The organism is Dyadobacter sp. CY351 (genome assembly GCF_021502625.1).
GTDB classification, from domain to species: Bacteria; Bacteroidota; Bacteroidia; order Cytophagales; family Spirosomataceae; genus Dyadobacter; species Dyadobacter chenhuakuii.
On record NZ_JAKFFU010000002.1, the window covers coordinates 245441 to 261760 of the forward strand.

General features: G+C 46.3%; 11 protein-coding genes. 6 read left to right on the forward strand and 5 right to left on the reverse strand.

What is annotated here, in order from left to right; genetic code table 11:
• The first annotated feature begins 92 nt into the window (after positions 1-92).
• From L0660_RS03130 to L0660_RS03150, 5 genes are all read left to right on the forward strand, one after another.
• Positions 93-671 carry a bifunctional precorrin-2 dehydrogenase/sirohydrochlorin ferrochelatase gene (locus L0660_RS03130; protein WP_235157939.1) on the forward strand — a complete coding sequence of 193 codons (579 nt, stop codon included), beginning with the start codon at positions 93-95 and terminating at the stop codon, positions 669-671.
• A gap of 194 nt (positions 672-865) precedes the next feature.
• Positions 866-4222 carry a SusC/RagA family TonB-linked outer membrane protein gene (locus L0660_RS03135; RefSeq protein ID WP_235157954.1) on the forward strand — a complete coding sequence of 1119 codons (3357 nt, stop codon included), beginning with the start codon at positions 866-868 and terminating at the stop codon, positions 4220-4222.
• Positions 4223-4266: 44 nt separating this feature from the next.
• Positions 4267-5739, forward strand: a complete 1473-nt coding sequence (locus tag L0660_RS03140; protein ID WP_235157966.1) for a RagB/SusD family nutrient uptake outer membrane protein — start codon at positions 4267-4269, stop codon at positions 5737-5739.
• Between the two features lie 18 nt (positions 5740-5757).
• Complete coding sequence (locus L0660_RS03145) at positions 5758-6684, forward strand: putative zinc-binding metallopeptidase (protein ID WP_235157968.1); 927 nt, start codon at positions 5758-5760, stop codon at positions 6682-6684.
• Positions 6685-6706: 22 nt separating this feature from the next.
• On the forward strand, positions 6707-8011 hold the full coding sequence (locus tag L0660_RS03150) for a DUF4302 domain-containing protein (RefSeq protein ID WP_233795519.1): 1305 nt from the start codon (positions 6707-6709) through the stop codon (positions 8009-8011).
• Between the two features lie 99 nt (positions 8012-8110).
• Here the strand turns inward: L0660_RS03150 and L0660_RS03155 are convergent, their stop codons facing one another.
• The 4 genes from L0660_RS03155 to L0660_RS03170 form a co-directional block, all read right to left on the reverse strand.
• Positions 8111-9487 (reverse strand): RagB/SusD family nutrient uptake outer membrane protein, encoded by a 1377-nt coding sequence (locus L0660_RS03155; protein WP_235157973.1) that lies wholly within the window; start codon positions 9485-9487, stop codon positions 8111-8113.
• A 28-nt stretch (positions 9488-9515) separates the two neighbouring features.
• Positions 9516-12608, reverse strand: coding sequence for a TonB-dependent receptor (locus tag L0660_RS03160; protein ID WP_235157976.1), 3093 nt, complete (start codon positions 12606-12608; stop codon positions 9516-9518).
• Between the two features lie 130 nt (positions 12609-12738).
• The gene (locus L0660_RS03165; protein ID WP_235157978.1) at positions 12739-13515 is read right to left on the reverse strand and encodes a glycosyltransferase family 2 protein; all 777 of its coding nucleotides are present in this window, start codon (positions 13513-13515) and stop codon (positions 12739-12741) included.
• Complete coding sequence (locus L0660_RS03170; protein ID WP_235157980.1) at positions 13508-14761, reverse strand: glycosyltransferase family 4 protein; 1254 nt, start codon at positions 14759-14761, stop codon at positions 13508-13510. Before L0660_RS03170 ends, L0660_RS03165 begins: the two co-directional genes overlap by 8 nt.
• 135 nt (positions 14762-14896) lie before the next feature.
• Here L0660_RS03170 and L0660_RS03175 point away from each other — a divergent pair, with 135 nt between their 5' ends.
• Positions 14897-15805, forward strand: coding sequence for a class I SAM-dependent methyltransferase (locus tag L0660_RS03175; protein WP_235157988.1), 909 nt, complete (start codon positions 14897-14899; stop codon positions 15803-15805).
• 5 nt (positions 15806-15810) lie between these two features.
• Here the strand turns inward: L0660_RS03175 and L0660_RS03180 are convergent, their stop codons facing one another.
• Positions 15811-16311: an ORF6N domain-containing protein gene (locus L0660_RS03180; protein ID WP_235157996.1), complete on the reverse strand. Its 501-nt coding sequence runs from the start codon at positions 16309-16311 to the stop codon at positions 15811-15813.
• Positions 16312-16320 lie beyond the last annotated feature (9 nt).

The window sequence follows — 16320 nt, forward strand, 5'->3', positions numbered from 1 at the left end:
GAAAGTGGGAGATAGAAAAAGTGGATTTGTTGGAATAGTTATAAAAGCCCGCGCATAACCACGTTATTGTCAGATTTAATGTAAATTTGACCATGAACAATCTCTTCCCGATCTTCCTCAAACTCGAAAACCTGCATACGCTTATCGTGGGTGGAGGATATGTAGGACTGGAAAAAATCACAGCGGTGCTGGACAATTCGCCCCTTGCCAATGTTACGCTCGTTTCCCCCGACATCCGCCAGGAAATACGCGATATAGCAAACCTGAATTCCCGGATAAGTTTAATTGAACGCAGGTTTGAGGACGCGGATCTTGACACGAAAGACATGGTTATTGTCGCAACCAATGATAAGCTGGAAAACGCCCGGATCGCCGGCGTAGCCAGGTCGCGGAACATGCTTGTCAATGTGGCCGATACGCCCGCAATCTGCGATTTTTATCTTTCTTCGGTGGTGAGGAAAGGGAATTTGAAAGTGGCGATTTCCACAAATGGAATGTCCCCAACGCTCGCCAAGCGTTTGAAGGAGGTTTTAGGCGAAGCCTTGCCCGATAATCTGGAAACGGCAATGGAGCAGTTAAAGGCAGTTAGGGATATGTTAAAGGGCGATTTTGCCTTTAAAGTTGAAGAATTGAACCGCATTACTTCCGTTTTGACAGAGAAAAAAAAATAGTCAAAAAAAGGCCTACAACGCCCGGTTACATCACAATAAATTTGAGTACAGAAAGTTTTATTAATTGCAAAGCGAAAGTTTAGCGCCACCCCTCCGTATCGTTCCGTTTTTCTGCGTATTATTGAGATAATTAATCATTAAATCCGTCCTGGCGGAAACCCATTAATTTGCGTTAGACTTATACTTTGTTTTATATGAATGTTCTCTATCGGATCAGTGGCCTGAGTCGGCTTTCATTTTTGCTTGCATTCTTCGTTTTCCTTTCCAGTTCAATTTCTGTTTTTTCAAATACAATATCCACTGCGGATATTGACATTAAGGGCGTTGTCAAAAGCGCGACCGGAGAAACGTTGGTTGGGTCGACAGTCCGGGTGAAAGGAACGCAAAAAGGCACGGTAACGAACGAAAAAGGTGAGTTTGTGCTGCAAGGAGTGAATGAGGGTGCCACGCTGGTTGTAACAATGATCGGATTTTTGCCCAAAGAAGTGAAAGCTGCGCGAAGTGTTTCTATCGAACTCGCCGAGGATGCAGTGGGCTTGCAGGATGTGGTAGTAACTGGTTTTCAGCAAATTGATAAAAATAAATTTACAGGATCGGCTGTAACATTAAAAACGGACGATGTCAAAATCGACGGTCTGCCCGATGTTAGCCGGATGCTCGAAGGACGTGCAGCGGGGGTTTCTGTCCAAAACGTTTCCGGAACATTCGGCGCTGCGCCCAAAGTGCGGATTCGCGGTGCAACTTCATTGAATGGCGATAACAAGCCACTATGGGTGATTGACGGTGTCGTGCAGGAAGATATTGTGAACATTTCCAATGATCAGCTTTCAAGCGGCGATCCCACAACATTGCTGGGCTCCGCAGTGGCAGGGGTTAACCCGGCTGATATTGAGACATTTGATATTCTTAAAGACGCTGCCGCCGCCGCGCTCTATGGTGCGCGAGCCATGAACGGTGTAATCGTGATCACTACGAAAAAAGGGAAAAGCGGCAAGCCTGTCATTACGTATTCCGGGAATTTTAGCACGCAGCTGACTCCTAGTTACAGGAATTTCAACATTATGAACTCCGCTCAGCAAATGTCCGTGCTGGGTGAGCTCGAAAGAAAAGGATTCCTTACTTCCAGCGTCCTGTCCAAACCCGATTATGGTGTTTATGGCAAATATTACAATTCCCTCGCAGGCGACGACCAGGGAAATTTTCCCCTCGCCAATACGCAGGAAGCGAAGCGGAATTTCTTGCTGGGATACGCCCGGACCAACACCGACTGGTTTGATGTCCTTTTCAAGCAAAACTTCATTCAGGAACATTCTGTAAGCGTATCATTCGGGACAGACAAATCACAATCTTATGTATCAACCAGTTATCTCGATGATAATGGCTGGACAATTGCTGATAAGGTCAAGCGATACACATTAAACTTTAAAAACAATTACCAGCTTTCACCGAGAATTACGCTCGGGCTGCTGACGCTTGCTTCCGTAAGAAGACAGGAAGCGCCTGGTTCGCTGAGCCGGAGAAGCAATCCGGTCGAAGGCAAGTTTGACAGGGATTTCGACATTAATCCTTTCAGCTACGCGCTCAATACGAGCAGGACGCTGACTGCTTATGACGAAAATGGAAACCTTGAATTTTTCAGAAGAAACTTCGCACCATTCAACATCGTATCGGAGCTGGAAAACAACCGGATCAAGCTTAATCTGGCCGATATCAAATTGCAGGGTGATTTTTCCTATAAAATCACGGATAACATTACCTATGATTTTATAGGTGCGTTGCGCTACATTCAAACGGGCCGCGAGCACATTATCACCGAAAATTCCAATATGGCCAATGCATATCGCGCGGCGGATAACTCGACGATTGCATTAGCAAACAAATATCTCTACACCGATCCCGATGTGCCCAATGCATATCCTGTGGTTGTGCTCCCTAGCGGTGGTTTCTACAACCGGAACGAGGATCAGATGTTGTTTTATAACATTCGTAACAACATCAGATACAATAAAACATTTAATGAAAGGCACGCTGTCAATGTGCTGGCAGGGCAGGAGATTAAATATACTAACCGGCAAAATTCCAATAACACCGGTTACGGCTTTCAATATGGGCAGGGTGGGACGCCGTTTGTGGATTACCGGATCTTGAAACAGACCATTGAGGCCAATTTCCAATATTACGGCATGCGGATGGATTACGAGCGTTTCGCTGCATTTTACGGAAGCGCCGGTTATACATTAGACGACAAGTACAATTTCACAGGTTATGTCCGCTACGATGGTTCCAACGGCTTCGGAAAGTCGGCCATAGCACGCTGGCTGCCAACGTACACTGTAGCAGGTTCCTGGAATTTTGACCGTGAGAATTTTATCAAAAGGTTTAAATGGCTCAGTATGGGTCGGTTGCGCGCGAGTTATGGACTTTCTGCGGACACTGGCCCGGCAACAAACTCAGCAGCATTGTTCCAGAGCATCATTACCAGACGCCCTTATGGTGATGAAAAAGAGTCTGCTATACAGCTTGCTTCTCTCGAAAACACAGAACTTACCTGGGAGAAGCTTTACAGCGGAAACGTGGGATTGGATCTTGGCTTTCTGGCTAATCGCATAAACCTGAGCGTGGACGGTTACATTCGCAACAGCTTCGGCCTGATCGATCAAATCAAGACGTCGGGAATAGGGGGGCAGATTTATAAAGTGGCCAACTACGCCGATATGCAATCCTATGGTGTGGATTTTTCGTTGGATGGGGTTTTATTTAAAAACAAAGACTGGGATTTCCGCTCGCGTGTGACGGTGGGTTATGCCCGTACACAGATCACGAATGTGGATAACAGCCCCGGCATCTTTGACCTTGTCAAAGCAGAAGGCGCCAATGTAAAAGGAAGACCCGTTCGGAGTTTATTCTCGATTAAATATGACGCACTGAATCCGACAACGGGCGTGCCTATCTTTTTGAACGAAAATGGTGAAGTCAGTTCGGATGTTTATCTGCAAGATCAGAATGTAGGTTACCTCAAATATGAAGGGCCGGTTGACCCACCATTTACAGGCGGTTTTAATAACACATTAACTTATAAAGATCTGTCGCTGAATGTGTTTATAACGTATCAGGCCGGAAACAAAATTCGCCTCAACCCGCTTTACAAGGACACATTCAGTGATCTGGATGCCATGCCGAGAGAATTCCTAGATAGGTGGGTAATGGCAGGTGATGAAAGCGTAACAACTGTTCCATCCATCAGCGATATGCTTGAAAAACAATATCTGTCAGGAACATATCCCTATAACATCTATAATTATTCAACCGAGCGCGTTGCCAGAGGGGATTTTATCAGATTGAAATCAGTCTCACTGGCATATAAAGTCCCGTTGGTCGTTGCTGCAAGATACGGTTTCAAAGGAGCGAGCATTCAGCTTTCATCTATCAATCCATGGTTGATTTATGCGGATAAAAAATTGAAAGGACAGGATCCTGAGTTTTTCAACTCGGGTGGTGTGGCCCAGCCGATCCAGAAGCAATTCACGGTGGCACTCAAACTAACATTATGATCGTGAAGGGGGTAATCAGTATGGATGATTTTAAGTTTTTAAATATGAGCAAGACTAAAATTTTTAAAAAGATACTTTTCGTTCTGCCGCTCTTTATGCTGGCGGGTTGCGAAGAATTTCTTTCAACAGAACCGGATAGTACCAGGGCCACGATCAACACGCCGCAACAGGTTTCTCAGTTGCTTACAACAGCTTATCCGCAAGGAGGTTATGTTGTTTTTGCGGAGTCTATGAGCGATAATGTTGCAGACAAGGGCATTGGCGAAGATGATAAGACGAACCGCGCATCTTTTCTTTTTGAAGAAGTGGAGGCCACGGTCGATGAACAGGATTCCCCTGATCAGTACTGGGCTGAATGTTACCGCGCCATTTCTGTTGCTAATCAGGCGCTGGACATTATCAGTAAATCTTCAAATCCGTCGCAATATGATGCCCAGCGAGGTGAAGCATTAGTGGCGCGGGCTTATGCACATTTCATGCTGGTCAATTTTTTCAGCAAATTTTTCGATCCCAGCCAGCCGAATACAGAGCCGGGCGTTCCCTATGTTACTGAACCTGAAACGGTTGTTTTGAAAAAATACGAAAGAGGCACCGTTTCCAGTGTGTATCAAAAAATTGAGCAGGATTTGGTTGAAGGTTTGCCGCTGATCAGTGACGGTTCATACACCATTCCGAAATACCATTTCAACCGGGCAGCAGCGAATGCATTTGCGGCGCGTTTTTATCTGGTAAAAAGGGATTATCCCAAAGTGGTGCAGTATGCCAATGCGGTTTTTCCGGGCAGCAGCATTGTGGATAACCTCCGCCCCTGGAACACAACCTATTCCAGTCTTTCGCCACAGGAACTTTACAACACTTATTCAAGAGCAAGTCAGAATGCTAACCTGATGCTCGTAGAAACTGCTTCCCTTTTCGGAAGACATGTTGCGCGTTATCGTTTTGGAATGAATTTCCAGAAATGGCAGGAAATTTCAGCAAGTGAAAACATTATCAATGATTCGCCGGGATGGTCTTATCCATTGTATTCCCAGGGAGATAACAATTATCTGATCCCTAAACTGAATGAATATTTTGTAAGAGAATCCGTCAATGCGGAAATTGGGCAGCCCTATGTCATGTTGCCGATTTTCACGGCGGAGGAAGTCCTTTTCAACCGCGCCGAGGCCAATGCATTCCTGGGAAATACCGCCGCTTCCCTGGCGGATCTGAATTTATTTGTGAGCAAGCGTGTCGGCGGCTATCAGCCTGCTAAGCATACTGTTACAGCCGCGAGTATCCGCAGGTTTTTTGGGCCGGTCAATCTCCGGGACGGGATCATTAGTACAATCTTGTCTTTCAAACGCGTCGAATTCGTCCAGGAAGGCATGCGCTGGTTCGATTTGCAGCGCTATGCGCTGCCCGTGACCCACCAAACGGTTAATGGCGGCACGCTCACGGTTCAGGCCAATGATCCGAGACGAATTTTACAAATTCCACAATCCGCAACACTGGCAGGCATTGAACAAAACAAGCGATGATCCTAAGCATATAATGATATGATGATAAAACAGTTACATAAATTATTCTTCGCAGCATTGTTCCTGACGGTGGGATTAAGCAGCTGCAAGGAGGAGGAAATAGGGGAGGCGGAAGATATTCCAGGCCTCGGAGGTGACGAATGGGTGCAGGGACCGATCGACAAATGGATCCTGGACAGTCTTGTAACACCTTATAACATTTCGGCCAAGTACAAATGGGACCAGTTTGAATTTGGTAACATTACCAAAACGCTCGTTCCGCCGGACGAGTCACAGGTTGTGCCGCTGCTGAGCACCATCAAAAAAGCCTGGACTATGCCGTATGTGCAGGAAGCAGGGAAAGTTTTTTATAACAAATTTTCGCCCAAATTCTTCATTTTATCCGGCAGTAACGAGTATAATGCAGAAGGGTCGGTCACGCTTGGAACGGCAGAGGGCGGCCGTAAGGTTGTATTATTCGGTGTTAATCTTTTCAAGATAAAGGGAATGGCAGGATATGATGCGGCCCGGGATTCGTCCTTTGTAAAAGACTGGTTTTTACATACGATCCATCACGAATTTGGTCACATTTTGCATCAGACTGTTCTTTACCCTGTTGAATATAAGGCCGTTTCAAGATCATTATACCAAGGCGGAAACTGGATCAACTGGTCGGATAACGATGCGCGCCGGGATGGCTTCATTACGGCTTACAGTTCGCTGAATTTCGATGAGGATTTTGTGGAAATGATCGCCATGATGCTGACGGAAGGGAAAGCCGGTTTTGACAAAATTGTAAATGCTATTCCCGAAGGCACCAGCCCGCGGGGGACGACCAAAGCGCAGGCACAAGCGGCATTAAGACAAAAGGAAGCGATTGTGGTCGCTTATTATAAAAACACCTGGAAAATTGATTTTTACAGCCTGCAAAACAGGGTTAGGGGATCAATGAACAAGCTTTTTTAATTGTATTTCAAAATATTTCCGGATGAAAAAATCCATTTTATATCTGCTGTTTTTATGCGTCTCTCTCACGGCTTGTGAAAATAACGACGACACATTGTTTGAAGAAACAGCCGATGCGCGACTGAACGCAGCGCTGACATCCTACGAAAAGCAACTTGTGGAGTCTCCATATGGCTGGAATGCAGTCATTTATCCTGGCGGTGGCGGGACTTACGGTTTTCATTTCAAATTTGATGCTAAGAACCGCGTCACCATGTACTCCGATTTTTCCGATGAGTCTGCTGCCAAACCAAAGGAAAGCAGTTACCGCCTGAAAGCAGTGCAAACGCCGGTTCTGATCTTTGATACCTATTCCTATCTCCACATTCTGTCTGATCCGGACGAGGAGGTAAATGGCGGTGTGCGCGGCGACGGGCTGTTGTCTGATTTCGAGTTCAGCATCTTTCCGGATTCGGTTAAATCGGAATCGATTACACTTGTTGGCAGGAAAAATAATAGCAGACTTGTTTTGACCAAAGCAACCCAGGCGCAGGCAGCATCATATGCGGCGGGTAATCTGGCAAAAGGCGCTTTGTTCAATAATATCACAAAGTATCAGGCCTATTTCAAAAGGGTTACTTTGGGAAATGTGACCTATGAAATTACATTAAGCCCAAGTACGCGCACCATTAAAATGACGTGGCTGGATGGAAACATTCCGAAAGTTTTTACCAGCAATTATTACTTTACAGAGGCAGGTGTGGCATTCTCCTCGCCGTTGGTCAATGGTTCACAAACCATCAACGGGTTTACAAATGTAACATGGAATGCTAATGCGGGCCAGGTCGGGGTTACCGGGGCTGGTTTGAAGGGAACCGTAGTAAGTGCCACCAAGCCGCTATCCGTGGATCTGGCGGCATCCAGAAGATGGTGGCAAGAGCCGATTGAATCCGGCGGAGACTGGCGTTCACTGCAAGGATTTCATGTAAATGGCGTCGACGATGCATTTAAAATACAAGACCTAACAGAAGATGGAGCGCAATACGCTTTTGTCATTTACCAGCCTGGATATGATGCAACTTATGACCTTTTTGGTCCAATATTTTTTAAAGATGATGCGCTAAGACTTATTTACGGTTTTGCGCCCGATACACCGACTTTTGCCAGCGATGGCCGTATCATTTTCCGTGATGCAGGAACGTTAGGTAAGGCTCCTGCAACAGGCCCGGCAGTAGAAACTGCTAAGTTGCTATATGAACCGAGCGGCTATTATCTTATCCAAACTTCTTCATCAACGTATGATATGGTCAGCGCAAAGGATGCCAAATCGTGGATCAGCTGGCAGTAATAACATCATACATTTGTTTTTGTACAAGGCACTAAAAAAACCACTTCCAGGCAGAAGTGGTTTTTTTATTATTCTCGAAATGACCTTTTGTCAAATCCCTTAATTATAGCCCTCATTCTGAACCAGTTTCTGATTTACATCGATCTCGCGTTGCGGGATAGGGAAGATCAGTCTGGGCGAATTATAGGGGATTGTGCTGATGTTTTGCTTATTCCGTTTTGCATCATGGAGCGCCAGGCCTTCAAAAGCAAGTTCTAAGTGGCGCTCTTTCAGGATGGAAGCCAATGTTACAGCCGTTGTCGCTTTCAGTCCTGCTCTGGCCCTGATGCGGTTAATGTCGGCTAGCGGCGTCGCGCCTACGACAGTTCCGAGCCGGAAGTTTGCTTCCGCCCGTGTGAGATACATTTCGGCCAAACGGAACTGCAATACATTGCCCAAATTGTCAAGATGCTTTTGCGTATATGTATTGTTGGTTGGCGTCAGGAAAAATTCGCCGCGCTTGTCGCCTGCTTCATAAAGTGCCCTGTGCTTATTCAGAATACGGATATCACCGCGTCCGCCAGTTCCCGGAATGTCATCAATGGTAGTTCCGAAAAATGTGTTTAAATCATTTACACCGTCCTGTTGGGTCACAATCATCGCGAAAATATATTCAGCAGGATTGGCGCCACCATTGTTTAAGAAGGTGTAGAATAGTGATTCAAAGTCGCTGTTCAGGGTGTATTTGCCTGATGCAATTACGGCATTAGCCTCATCGCGTGCCAAAGCGAAATTGCTTTGCTGTAAATAAACCCTCGAAAGCTGAGCCGATGCGGCATATTTTGTCGCGTAAATGGTGTTGGATTCGGGTAGCAGCGATTTTGCAGCATTCAAATCTTCCAAAACCTGCGCGTACACTTCGGCCACCGAGTTTCTCGCCAGCTTATCTTCCTCAGTCACAACGCGTGTTGGTTTGAGCACGAGCGGAACGCCTGGATTCGTTGCGTTATCTCCGTCTCCCCAGGTTTTAGCATACAATCTTACAAGGTCGAAATACAACGAACCACGGATAAATCTCGCCTCGCCTTCGATGCGTGCCCGCTTTTCTTCGTCCACAATGCTCAGCGCTGACAGCACATTGTTGCAGCGGTTGATCGCAATATAGGAGTCGCGCCAGATCAATTCGGCAGTCAGGTTTTGTGTCGTAAGCTGTCTGGCAGATATTTCGAGCATATTCCTGAATGTCCCGCCGAAGGCGATTTCATCATTATTGCCCAGAAGCTCGGAAGCGTATTGAAAAGCGCCACCATAAACGTCAACATCCTGCAAAGCGTCGTAACAGCCGATCAGCGTCACTTCTACGTCTTTCGATGTGCTTAATGCGGCCGTTTCGTCGATACTTTGTGTTGGGTCAACGTCCAGTTTGCTATCGCAGGCACTCGTCAAAAACAACCCGGCGGCTAATGCCACATTATATATGAATATTTTTCTTTTCATGATTTTTAGAATAAATGGCTGAATGCAATTAGAAACCAATGTTAACACCGAAGAGCAACGTGCGTGGCTGAGGCGGTGTATAAAAGTCGTTTCCAAGTGCGAATTTCAAATCTCTTACGGGAATATCATCCGTGCTTACTTCGGGGTCCCAGCCTTTGTAATTGGTCCAGGTGGCCAGGTTCATGGCGGATACATACACACGGACACGGTCCATCTTGATCCGGCTCACAATGTTGGAAGGTAGATTGTATCCCAATGTCATGGTTCGCAAGCGTAGGTATGAGCCGTCATAGATGTAACGCGTAGATGCCTCGTTACCATTTCCTTTGTAAAAACGCGCCTCCGGTACATTTGTATCGGTGTTTTGCGGAGTCCAGGAATTAAGCTGATCCACTGTCTGGTTGTCTTCATAGATCCCGTTGGCAGAAGCATATTGGCCAACACCATAAAAATTGATTTTATTTCCGGCAACACCATTCAGGAAAACTGTCAGGTCTAATCCTTTGTAAGAGAATGTGTTGGTGATCCCGCCTACGAATTTAGGGTTTGGATTACCCGCAACTACCCGACGTGCGCTGTTGTAGGAAGAGGTTGTTGATCTGTCAATGTTGCCATTGGCTTCTTCCGTGTTTTTGTAGAATAGCGCATCGCCGTTTGCTTTGTCGACACCAGCATATTCTACGGTGTAAAACACACCCACAGCCTCACCTTCCATCACCCGGCTCATATTGGAAATCCCGCCTTCAATGATTTGTTTCTGGATATTTGTGACCTTGTTTTTGTTATTGGCAATGTTAAATGAAGTGGTCCATTTGAATGCACCCACAATGTTCTGTGTATTCAGCACGAATTCGAAGCCCTTGTTTTCCAGCTTGCCTACATTGGCAACCTGGATAGCAAAGCCCGAAGTTGCTGGAACATTCACTTCCAGTAACAGACCATTGGTTTTTTTGATATAATAATCAATTTCACCATTGATACGGTTGTTGAACAAGCCGAAATCAAGACCTATATCAGCCTGCTTCGTTGTTTCCCATTTCAAATTAGGGTTAGCCAGCTGTGAAGGCCGCTGCCCGGCTGCACCGCCATAACCCGCATCTCCTGAAAACAATCCGAGTTGCGGGAAATCACCGATTTCTGAGTTTCCTGTCGAACCATAGCTTCCTCTCAGTTTAAGGAAGCTCAGCGTATTATTTTCTTTCAAAAAGTTCTCCTCCGTCAGCACCCAGCCTGCGGATACAGAAGGGAAAAACCCATAACGCGAATTCGCTCCAAATCGCGAAGAACCGTCGATACGGGCGCTGGCAGCGAGAAGATATCTTTCAGATAACTTATAATTGAAGCGTAAGAAGTAGGATAGGAAACGATAATTGGTTTCGGTAGAACTTCCGTCCGACTTCGTGGCCGCACTCGCGATCTTTTTGTATGAGTTCGAGGGAAACTGTGTTCCTGCAATGAAGTTTTCTTTCGTTTGGGAATCTTGATAGGACATACCCAATGTTGCGCTAATGCTATGGATGTCAAATACTTTGTCGAAAGTGAAGAAATTATTGGTGTTGTAGTTGGTCACAAACGTGCCGAAGTTTTCGCCCAATCCATTCACCGCCTCGTCCACATTACGCAGGTTCTGGCTTTGGTAATAGCTCTCTTCATTTTGATTTAATAAATCAACACCCAGCTCGGTCCGGAATTTCAGCGAAGGCAGAATGTTGATCTGTGCATAAGCATTGGTAAGGTTCCGGAATGATGTGGCCGTGAAGTTCGAATATTTAACCGAGATCATCGGGTTGAAATATAGGGGCAGGTTCACATCTCCCGGCGGCGTACCAATCGGCAAACCCGTTTCCGGATCTGTAAATGGGGTTAATGGCGTTAATGCAGACATTTGAAGCGGATTCGAGAATGAATTGTCACCCGGCAAGCGCTTGTTCACCGTTCTCGCCAAACCCATTGATAAGCCGACCTGCAACCAGTTGGACGCCTGGTGATCCAGGTTCATGCGTGTTGAAAGCCTGTCCAGCTCATTGCCGATGATGGTTCCTTTCTGATCCAGATATTGACCTGAAAGGAAAAATTTCGTCTTATCATTTCCTCCATTCAGCTGGAAATCAAGCTGCTGCATGCCGCCTTTGGTGAAGGCCTGATCCTGCCAGGGGTAGTTTTTCTGCTGAGGTGTGTTGGCAGTTCCCAAACTATAACGGTTTAGGTTATCCAGGAAATAGGCCGTATTCGACTCCGGATCGCTGGGGTCGTATTCATCTATCCGGTCGCTGTTAAGGGCTGCGGCCGTGTAGAACCTTACGTACTCATCTGCATTCAAAAACTGCACGCGTCGTGTTGCTTCCGAAGATCCCTGCTGATAATTGATACTAACATTCGTTTTTCCCGCCTTACCACGCTTGGTTGTGATCAAAACAACCCCATTAGCAGCCCGGGAACCGTAAATAGAGCCCGCAGAAGCATCTTTCAGGATTTCTATGGATTCGATGTCGTTGGAATTAATGTCGGACAGCGGGTTGGTGGCGCCACCAGTGCTGCTACTCAGATCGGACGTTGTAATGGGCATGCCATCCACCACATACAATGGCTGGCTGCTTGCGCTGATTGATGAATTTCCGCGGATACGGACATTGATCGCCTGGCCTAACTTTCCCGAGCCGCTATTGACATAAACACCCGCCGCACGTCCCTGCAACGCCGCATCCACGCTCGCAACAGGCATATTCTGTATTTCCGTGCCTTTCACCTGCGCAATGTTACCCGTCAGATCGCGCTTGATCTGTGATCCGAAACCCGTCACGACCACTTCGCTCAAACTGCGGGTGTCGGTTGACAGCTTTACATCGATCACACTTCGGCTGCCGACAGTAACTTCCTGCGCAGTTAACCCCACAAAACTGAAAATGATAACAGAACTCGACGAAGGCGCGCTGATCGTGTAGTTTCCATCAGCGTCGGTTTGTGTTCCAATGGTCGATCCTTTGATCTGAACCGTTGCGCCCGGCAGCGGTGCATCGTCACTGTCCGTTGTAACTTTACCGGTAATCTGAACACTCTGCCCATAGACGGACATCCACGTGCTCAGCAAGCATAACATGGCTAATAGTAGATTTTTTTTCATGATTACTAGAAATAATTAGAATAGAAAACATCGAAACAAAAATATGGTTTTCAGTACAATAACAAAATATTGTAACTGGTGTGGCTCAGAAACGACACTATTTATTCTTGTTCAAAAGAGGAGGAAACGCCTACCAATATTTGCCTTTAGACCGGGCAAACTGCGTTCCACGCACAAAAATGCGGATATGATTATACAGAGATGCGGCCAGACCGAAATGTTTTCGTAAAACATAAAATCGGTCAATTAGTGAACGGCGGTGATTTTGTACGGATAGCCCGCCAACCAGATAGCGGCAAAGTGGGTTTTCAATGAACTGAATCCGCTCTGCCCGCTTCAAACATTCAATTTCCCAATCAATGTCTGCGCTGAGGTTGTTAATGTCATAGGGTGGGGCAATGGACTTTTTGGCGATAAACGCCTGATGGCAAACTTTCATACCCAATGCAAAATCCTGCCATTTCAGTTTGCGAGGCAGCGAATGCGGTGTGAATTCGCTCCGCAGACCTATTTCAACGCCATTTTCGCGAACCAGCATTGCATCGCTATAATAGACATCAGCATCTGATCCGAATGCAGAAAAGAGGTTTTTCAGAACATTAGCATCATAAATTTCATCCCCTGCATTTAAGAACCAGACATATTTTCCGCTGGCCAGTGCAAGGCCTTTGTTCATGGCATCATACAAGCCGCGGTCAGGCTCCGAAACAATTTTGGATATAAATGAATGTTTATCAGCGATTTGCAGCGTAGTATCATTGGATTTCCCGTCAATGATCAGATACTCCACAGCCTCCGGAGCGGCCATGTTGCTCAGCGCGTGCCGGGCACTTTGGAGGGTGCGTTCAAGAAATGGTCCGGCATTGTATGTGATCGTAACGATCGTGAGCAGCGGGAAATCATTCATTTGCGAGCAGTGTGTGATATAATTGTTGGTATTGATCCGCTACGACGCGCTCGCTATATGTTTGCAAAACTTTGGAACGTGCCTTACCGGGCAATTCAGCATTGTTTTCAGGATTCAAAATCCACTCGATTCCTTCCGAAAGCGACTGTGCCGAGGCTTGCAATGCAATGTATCCGTTGTCTTGATGGTCGATCATTTCAGGGATGCCACCAGTGGCAAATCCCAGAGCCGGCGTGCCGCAGGACATAGCCTCCATGATCGTATTGGGCAAGTTGTCTTCCAGGGAAGGCACCACGATCATATCAGCCGCATTATAGGCTTCCACCATGGCATTAGGATCCGAAATTTTCCCCAGATAATGGACCGACACAGGAAACGAAGCCATCAAATCGGGATTTGCTTTTCCAAGCACCAGTATTTCGATATCGCCGGTCGGCAAGCCTTTTTTTTCCAAAGCTTGTCTGAAAAACGTAAAGCCTTTTCGCGGGTCACCAATGTTGGCACCGGCAAATAAGATCAGCTTTTTTGATTCAGGCAGGTTGAGTTTTCTTCTGATAGCAAGTTTGTCAAAAGGCCTGAACAATTCCGTATCAATGCAGTTAGGAATGCTCAATGATTTTTTAGCTCCCGTTAATGCGGCGTTTTTTACCAGAGAATCCAGCCACTGGCTTGGGGAAACCAGTGCCATCCGGGCTTTTTTATAAATGGAGCGCTTCCGCTCAAACTGCGCGAAAGATATGTCGTATGCGTCTGGTTTAGCCAGATAAGGGCAGTAATGACAATGCGTCAGGAAGTTTTCGCAGCCCCGGCTGTAATGACATCCGCCTGTAAATGTCCACATATCATGCAACGTCCAGACGATTGGTTTACCCAACGCAAAAAGCTTGTCAAGCGAATCCAGGGACAGAAATCCGAAGTTAATCCAGTGTAAATGAATGATATCCGCTTCCTGCACCCAAGGATTGTTGCTGATGTTGGCACCAATCTCAGCCGGTGAGAACGCAAATCGCACAGATGCATCGCGCTCCTGCGGATAAAAATTAAGCCTCTCGCCAACAAACCGCGCCCAGGTAAGTTTTGACTGCAATGCTGTGCTTGAAAGTCCGGAAACACCCGGCTCTTCGGCCGACAAACCAGACACCAGTAACCTCGATTCTGTGCCTGATTTCAGTAGCGCCCGGTGCAATCGCGTGGCGGCAACGCCTGCTCCTCCTTCCAGGTGAAAATTGCTGAGGTGAAGCACCATTTACTGCGATCGTTGTTTGAGAGTTATAAGAATTGAATGCCCTGCAATTGTAAGAGGGTAAAATTAAATAGTTCTGTGGTTAAATAAATTTTATGCTTAAAAGTATCTTTATCAAAAAATAGTAATCAAGTTAAAATGTCTACGGAAAAGCAAAGCCATGAGGCGCATTCAGGTTGGTATGAGGTGCAGTATGCTACTCAGGAGGCAAAAGACAAGGCGATTGAAAACTGGGAGTACGACGAACAGCACAAAACGATCAATCACTGGATCCACCGCAGGCAGCTGGAATTAACTGCGCCATTTACCCTGGAAAAAAAATCCTGGCTTACCATCGGCGATGGGTATGGTTTCGATGCCAACTACTTTTTCCGCCAGGGCCTGGACACCACTGCCACAGACATTTCCGGCACATTCCTGCCATTATCCCAAGCCAGGGGCTTTTTTGACCATTATTCGGTCGAGAATGTTGAGAAACTGAGCTTTGGCGACGACACTTACGATTACATCTTTTGCAAGGAAGCCTATCACCATTTTCCAAGGCCTTATCTGGGGGTTTATGAAATGTTGCGGGTCGCCAGGGAAGCAGTCGTCCTGGTAGAGCCACATGATCCGATCTCAAAAATGCCGTTTTTGTTGGCATTACGGAACATTTTTGATCGTTTTGATACGAAGCTGCTTCAAAAATATTGGAAGAACCGCTATTCTTTTGAGGAAGTAGGCAACTATGTTTTCAAGCTTTCGGAGCGGGAAATGGATAAACTAGCGAACGGAATGGGCCTGCCAGCCGTCGCATTCAAAGGCATCAACAACAACTATTACCACCCATCCTACGCCAAAGACAAAGCGGACGATTCGTCCCCCGCATTTCGAAAAATCAAACGGAAACTGGCATTGCACGACTTCCTGACCAAATTCTCGCTCATGCCCTCACAGGTGCTATGCGCCGTGATTTTCAAGAAATTACCTTCACAAAAAGTAATGGATGCAATGAAACGTGAAGGTTTCCAAATACACATTTTTCCGCCGAATCCGTACGCTAGGTAGGTTGACTATTCAGCCTCTTCCCGGTTAAAACCAATCAAAGCTCTTCGGCGGCCTTCGGGGCTGATCAGGAAGTTCAATGCATCATTTACGTCGCTGAACTTGACATTCATTTCTTTCTCTAAGCTGTCAAGCCTGTCTGTGATATCTTTATAGTCCGTGTGATACTGCCTTATCATTACAAAGGCGCGCATAATCATAATGTTCACTTGAACAGCCTTTTCGCTACGTAAAACACTCGATAACATGGCGACGCCCTGTTCAGTGAAAGCAAATGGTAAATATCTGTTGCCTCCTGAACTTGAGGTCACAATTTGTGACCTCAAGTTTTCCAGTTCTTCACTAGTTAGTTCAAACATAAAGTCCGGTGGGAATCGGGAAAGATTTCGTCTTACAGCTTGTTTTAATGCTTTATTCTCAACCTGATATAATGCCGCGAGATCAGAGTCAAGCAAGACCCTTTGTCCGCGTATCGAAAAAACTTTGCTTTGAATGAGTGACAATTCCATATGTATACA

Bases quoted from the DNA above. Each gene is read 5' to 3' on its own strand.
- L0660_RS03130 (WP_235157939.1), top strand. From the start codon at position 93: ATGAACAATCTCTTCCCGATCTTCCTCAAACTCGAAAACCTGCATACG.
- L0660_RS03135 (WP_235157954.1), top strand. From the start codon at position 866: ATGAATGTTCTCTATCGGATCAGTGGCCTGAGTCGGCTTTCATTTTTG.
- L0660_RS03140 (WP_235157966.1), top strand. From the start codon at position 4,267: ATGAGCAAGACTAAAATTTTTAAAAAGATACTTTTCGTTCTGCCGCTC.
- L0660_RS03145 (WP_235157968.1), top strand. From the start codon at position 5,758: ATGATGATAAAACAGTTACATAAATTATTCTTCGCAGCATTGTTCCTG.
- L0660_RS03150 (WP_233795519.1), top strand. From the start codon at position 6,707: ATGAAAAAATCCATTTTATATCTGCTGTTTTTATGCGTCTCTCTCACG.
- L0660_RS03155 (WP_235157973.1), bottom strand. From the start codon at position 9,487: ATGAAAAGAAAAATATTCATATATAATGTGGCATTAGCCGCCGGGTTG.
- L0660_RS03160 (WP_235157976.1), bottom strand. From the start codon at position 12,608: ATGAAAAAAAATCTACTATTAGCCATGTTATGCTTGCTGAGCACGTGG.
- L0660_RS03165 (WP_235157978.1), bottom strand. From the start codon at position 13,515: ATGAATGATTTCCCGCTGCTCACGATCGTTACGATCACATACAATGCC.
- L0660_RS03170 (WP_235157980.1), bottom strand. From the start codon at position 14,761: ATGGTGCTTCACCTCAGCAATTTTCACCTGGAAGGAGGAGCAGGCGTT.
- L0660_RS03175 (WP_235157988.1), top strand. From the start codon at position 14,897: ATGTCTACGGAAAAGCAAAGCCATGAGGCGCATTCAGGTTGGTATGAG.
- L0660_RS03180 (WP_235157996.1), bottom strand. From the start codon at position 16,311: ATGGAATTGTCACTCATTCAAAGCAAAGTTTTTTCGATACGCGGACAA.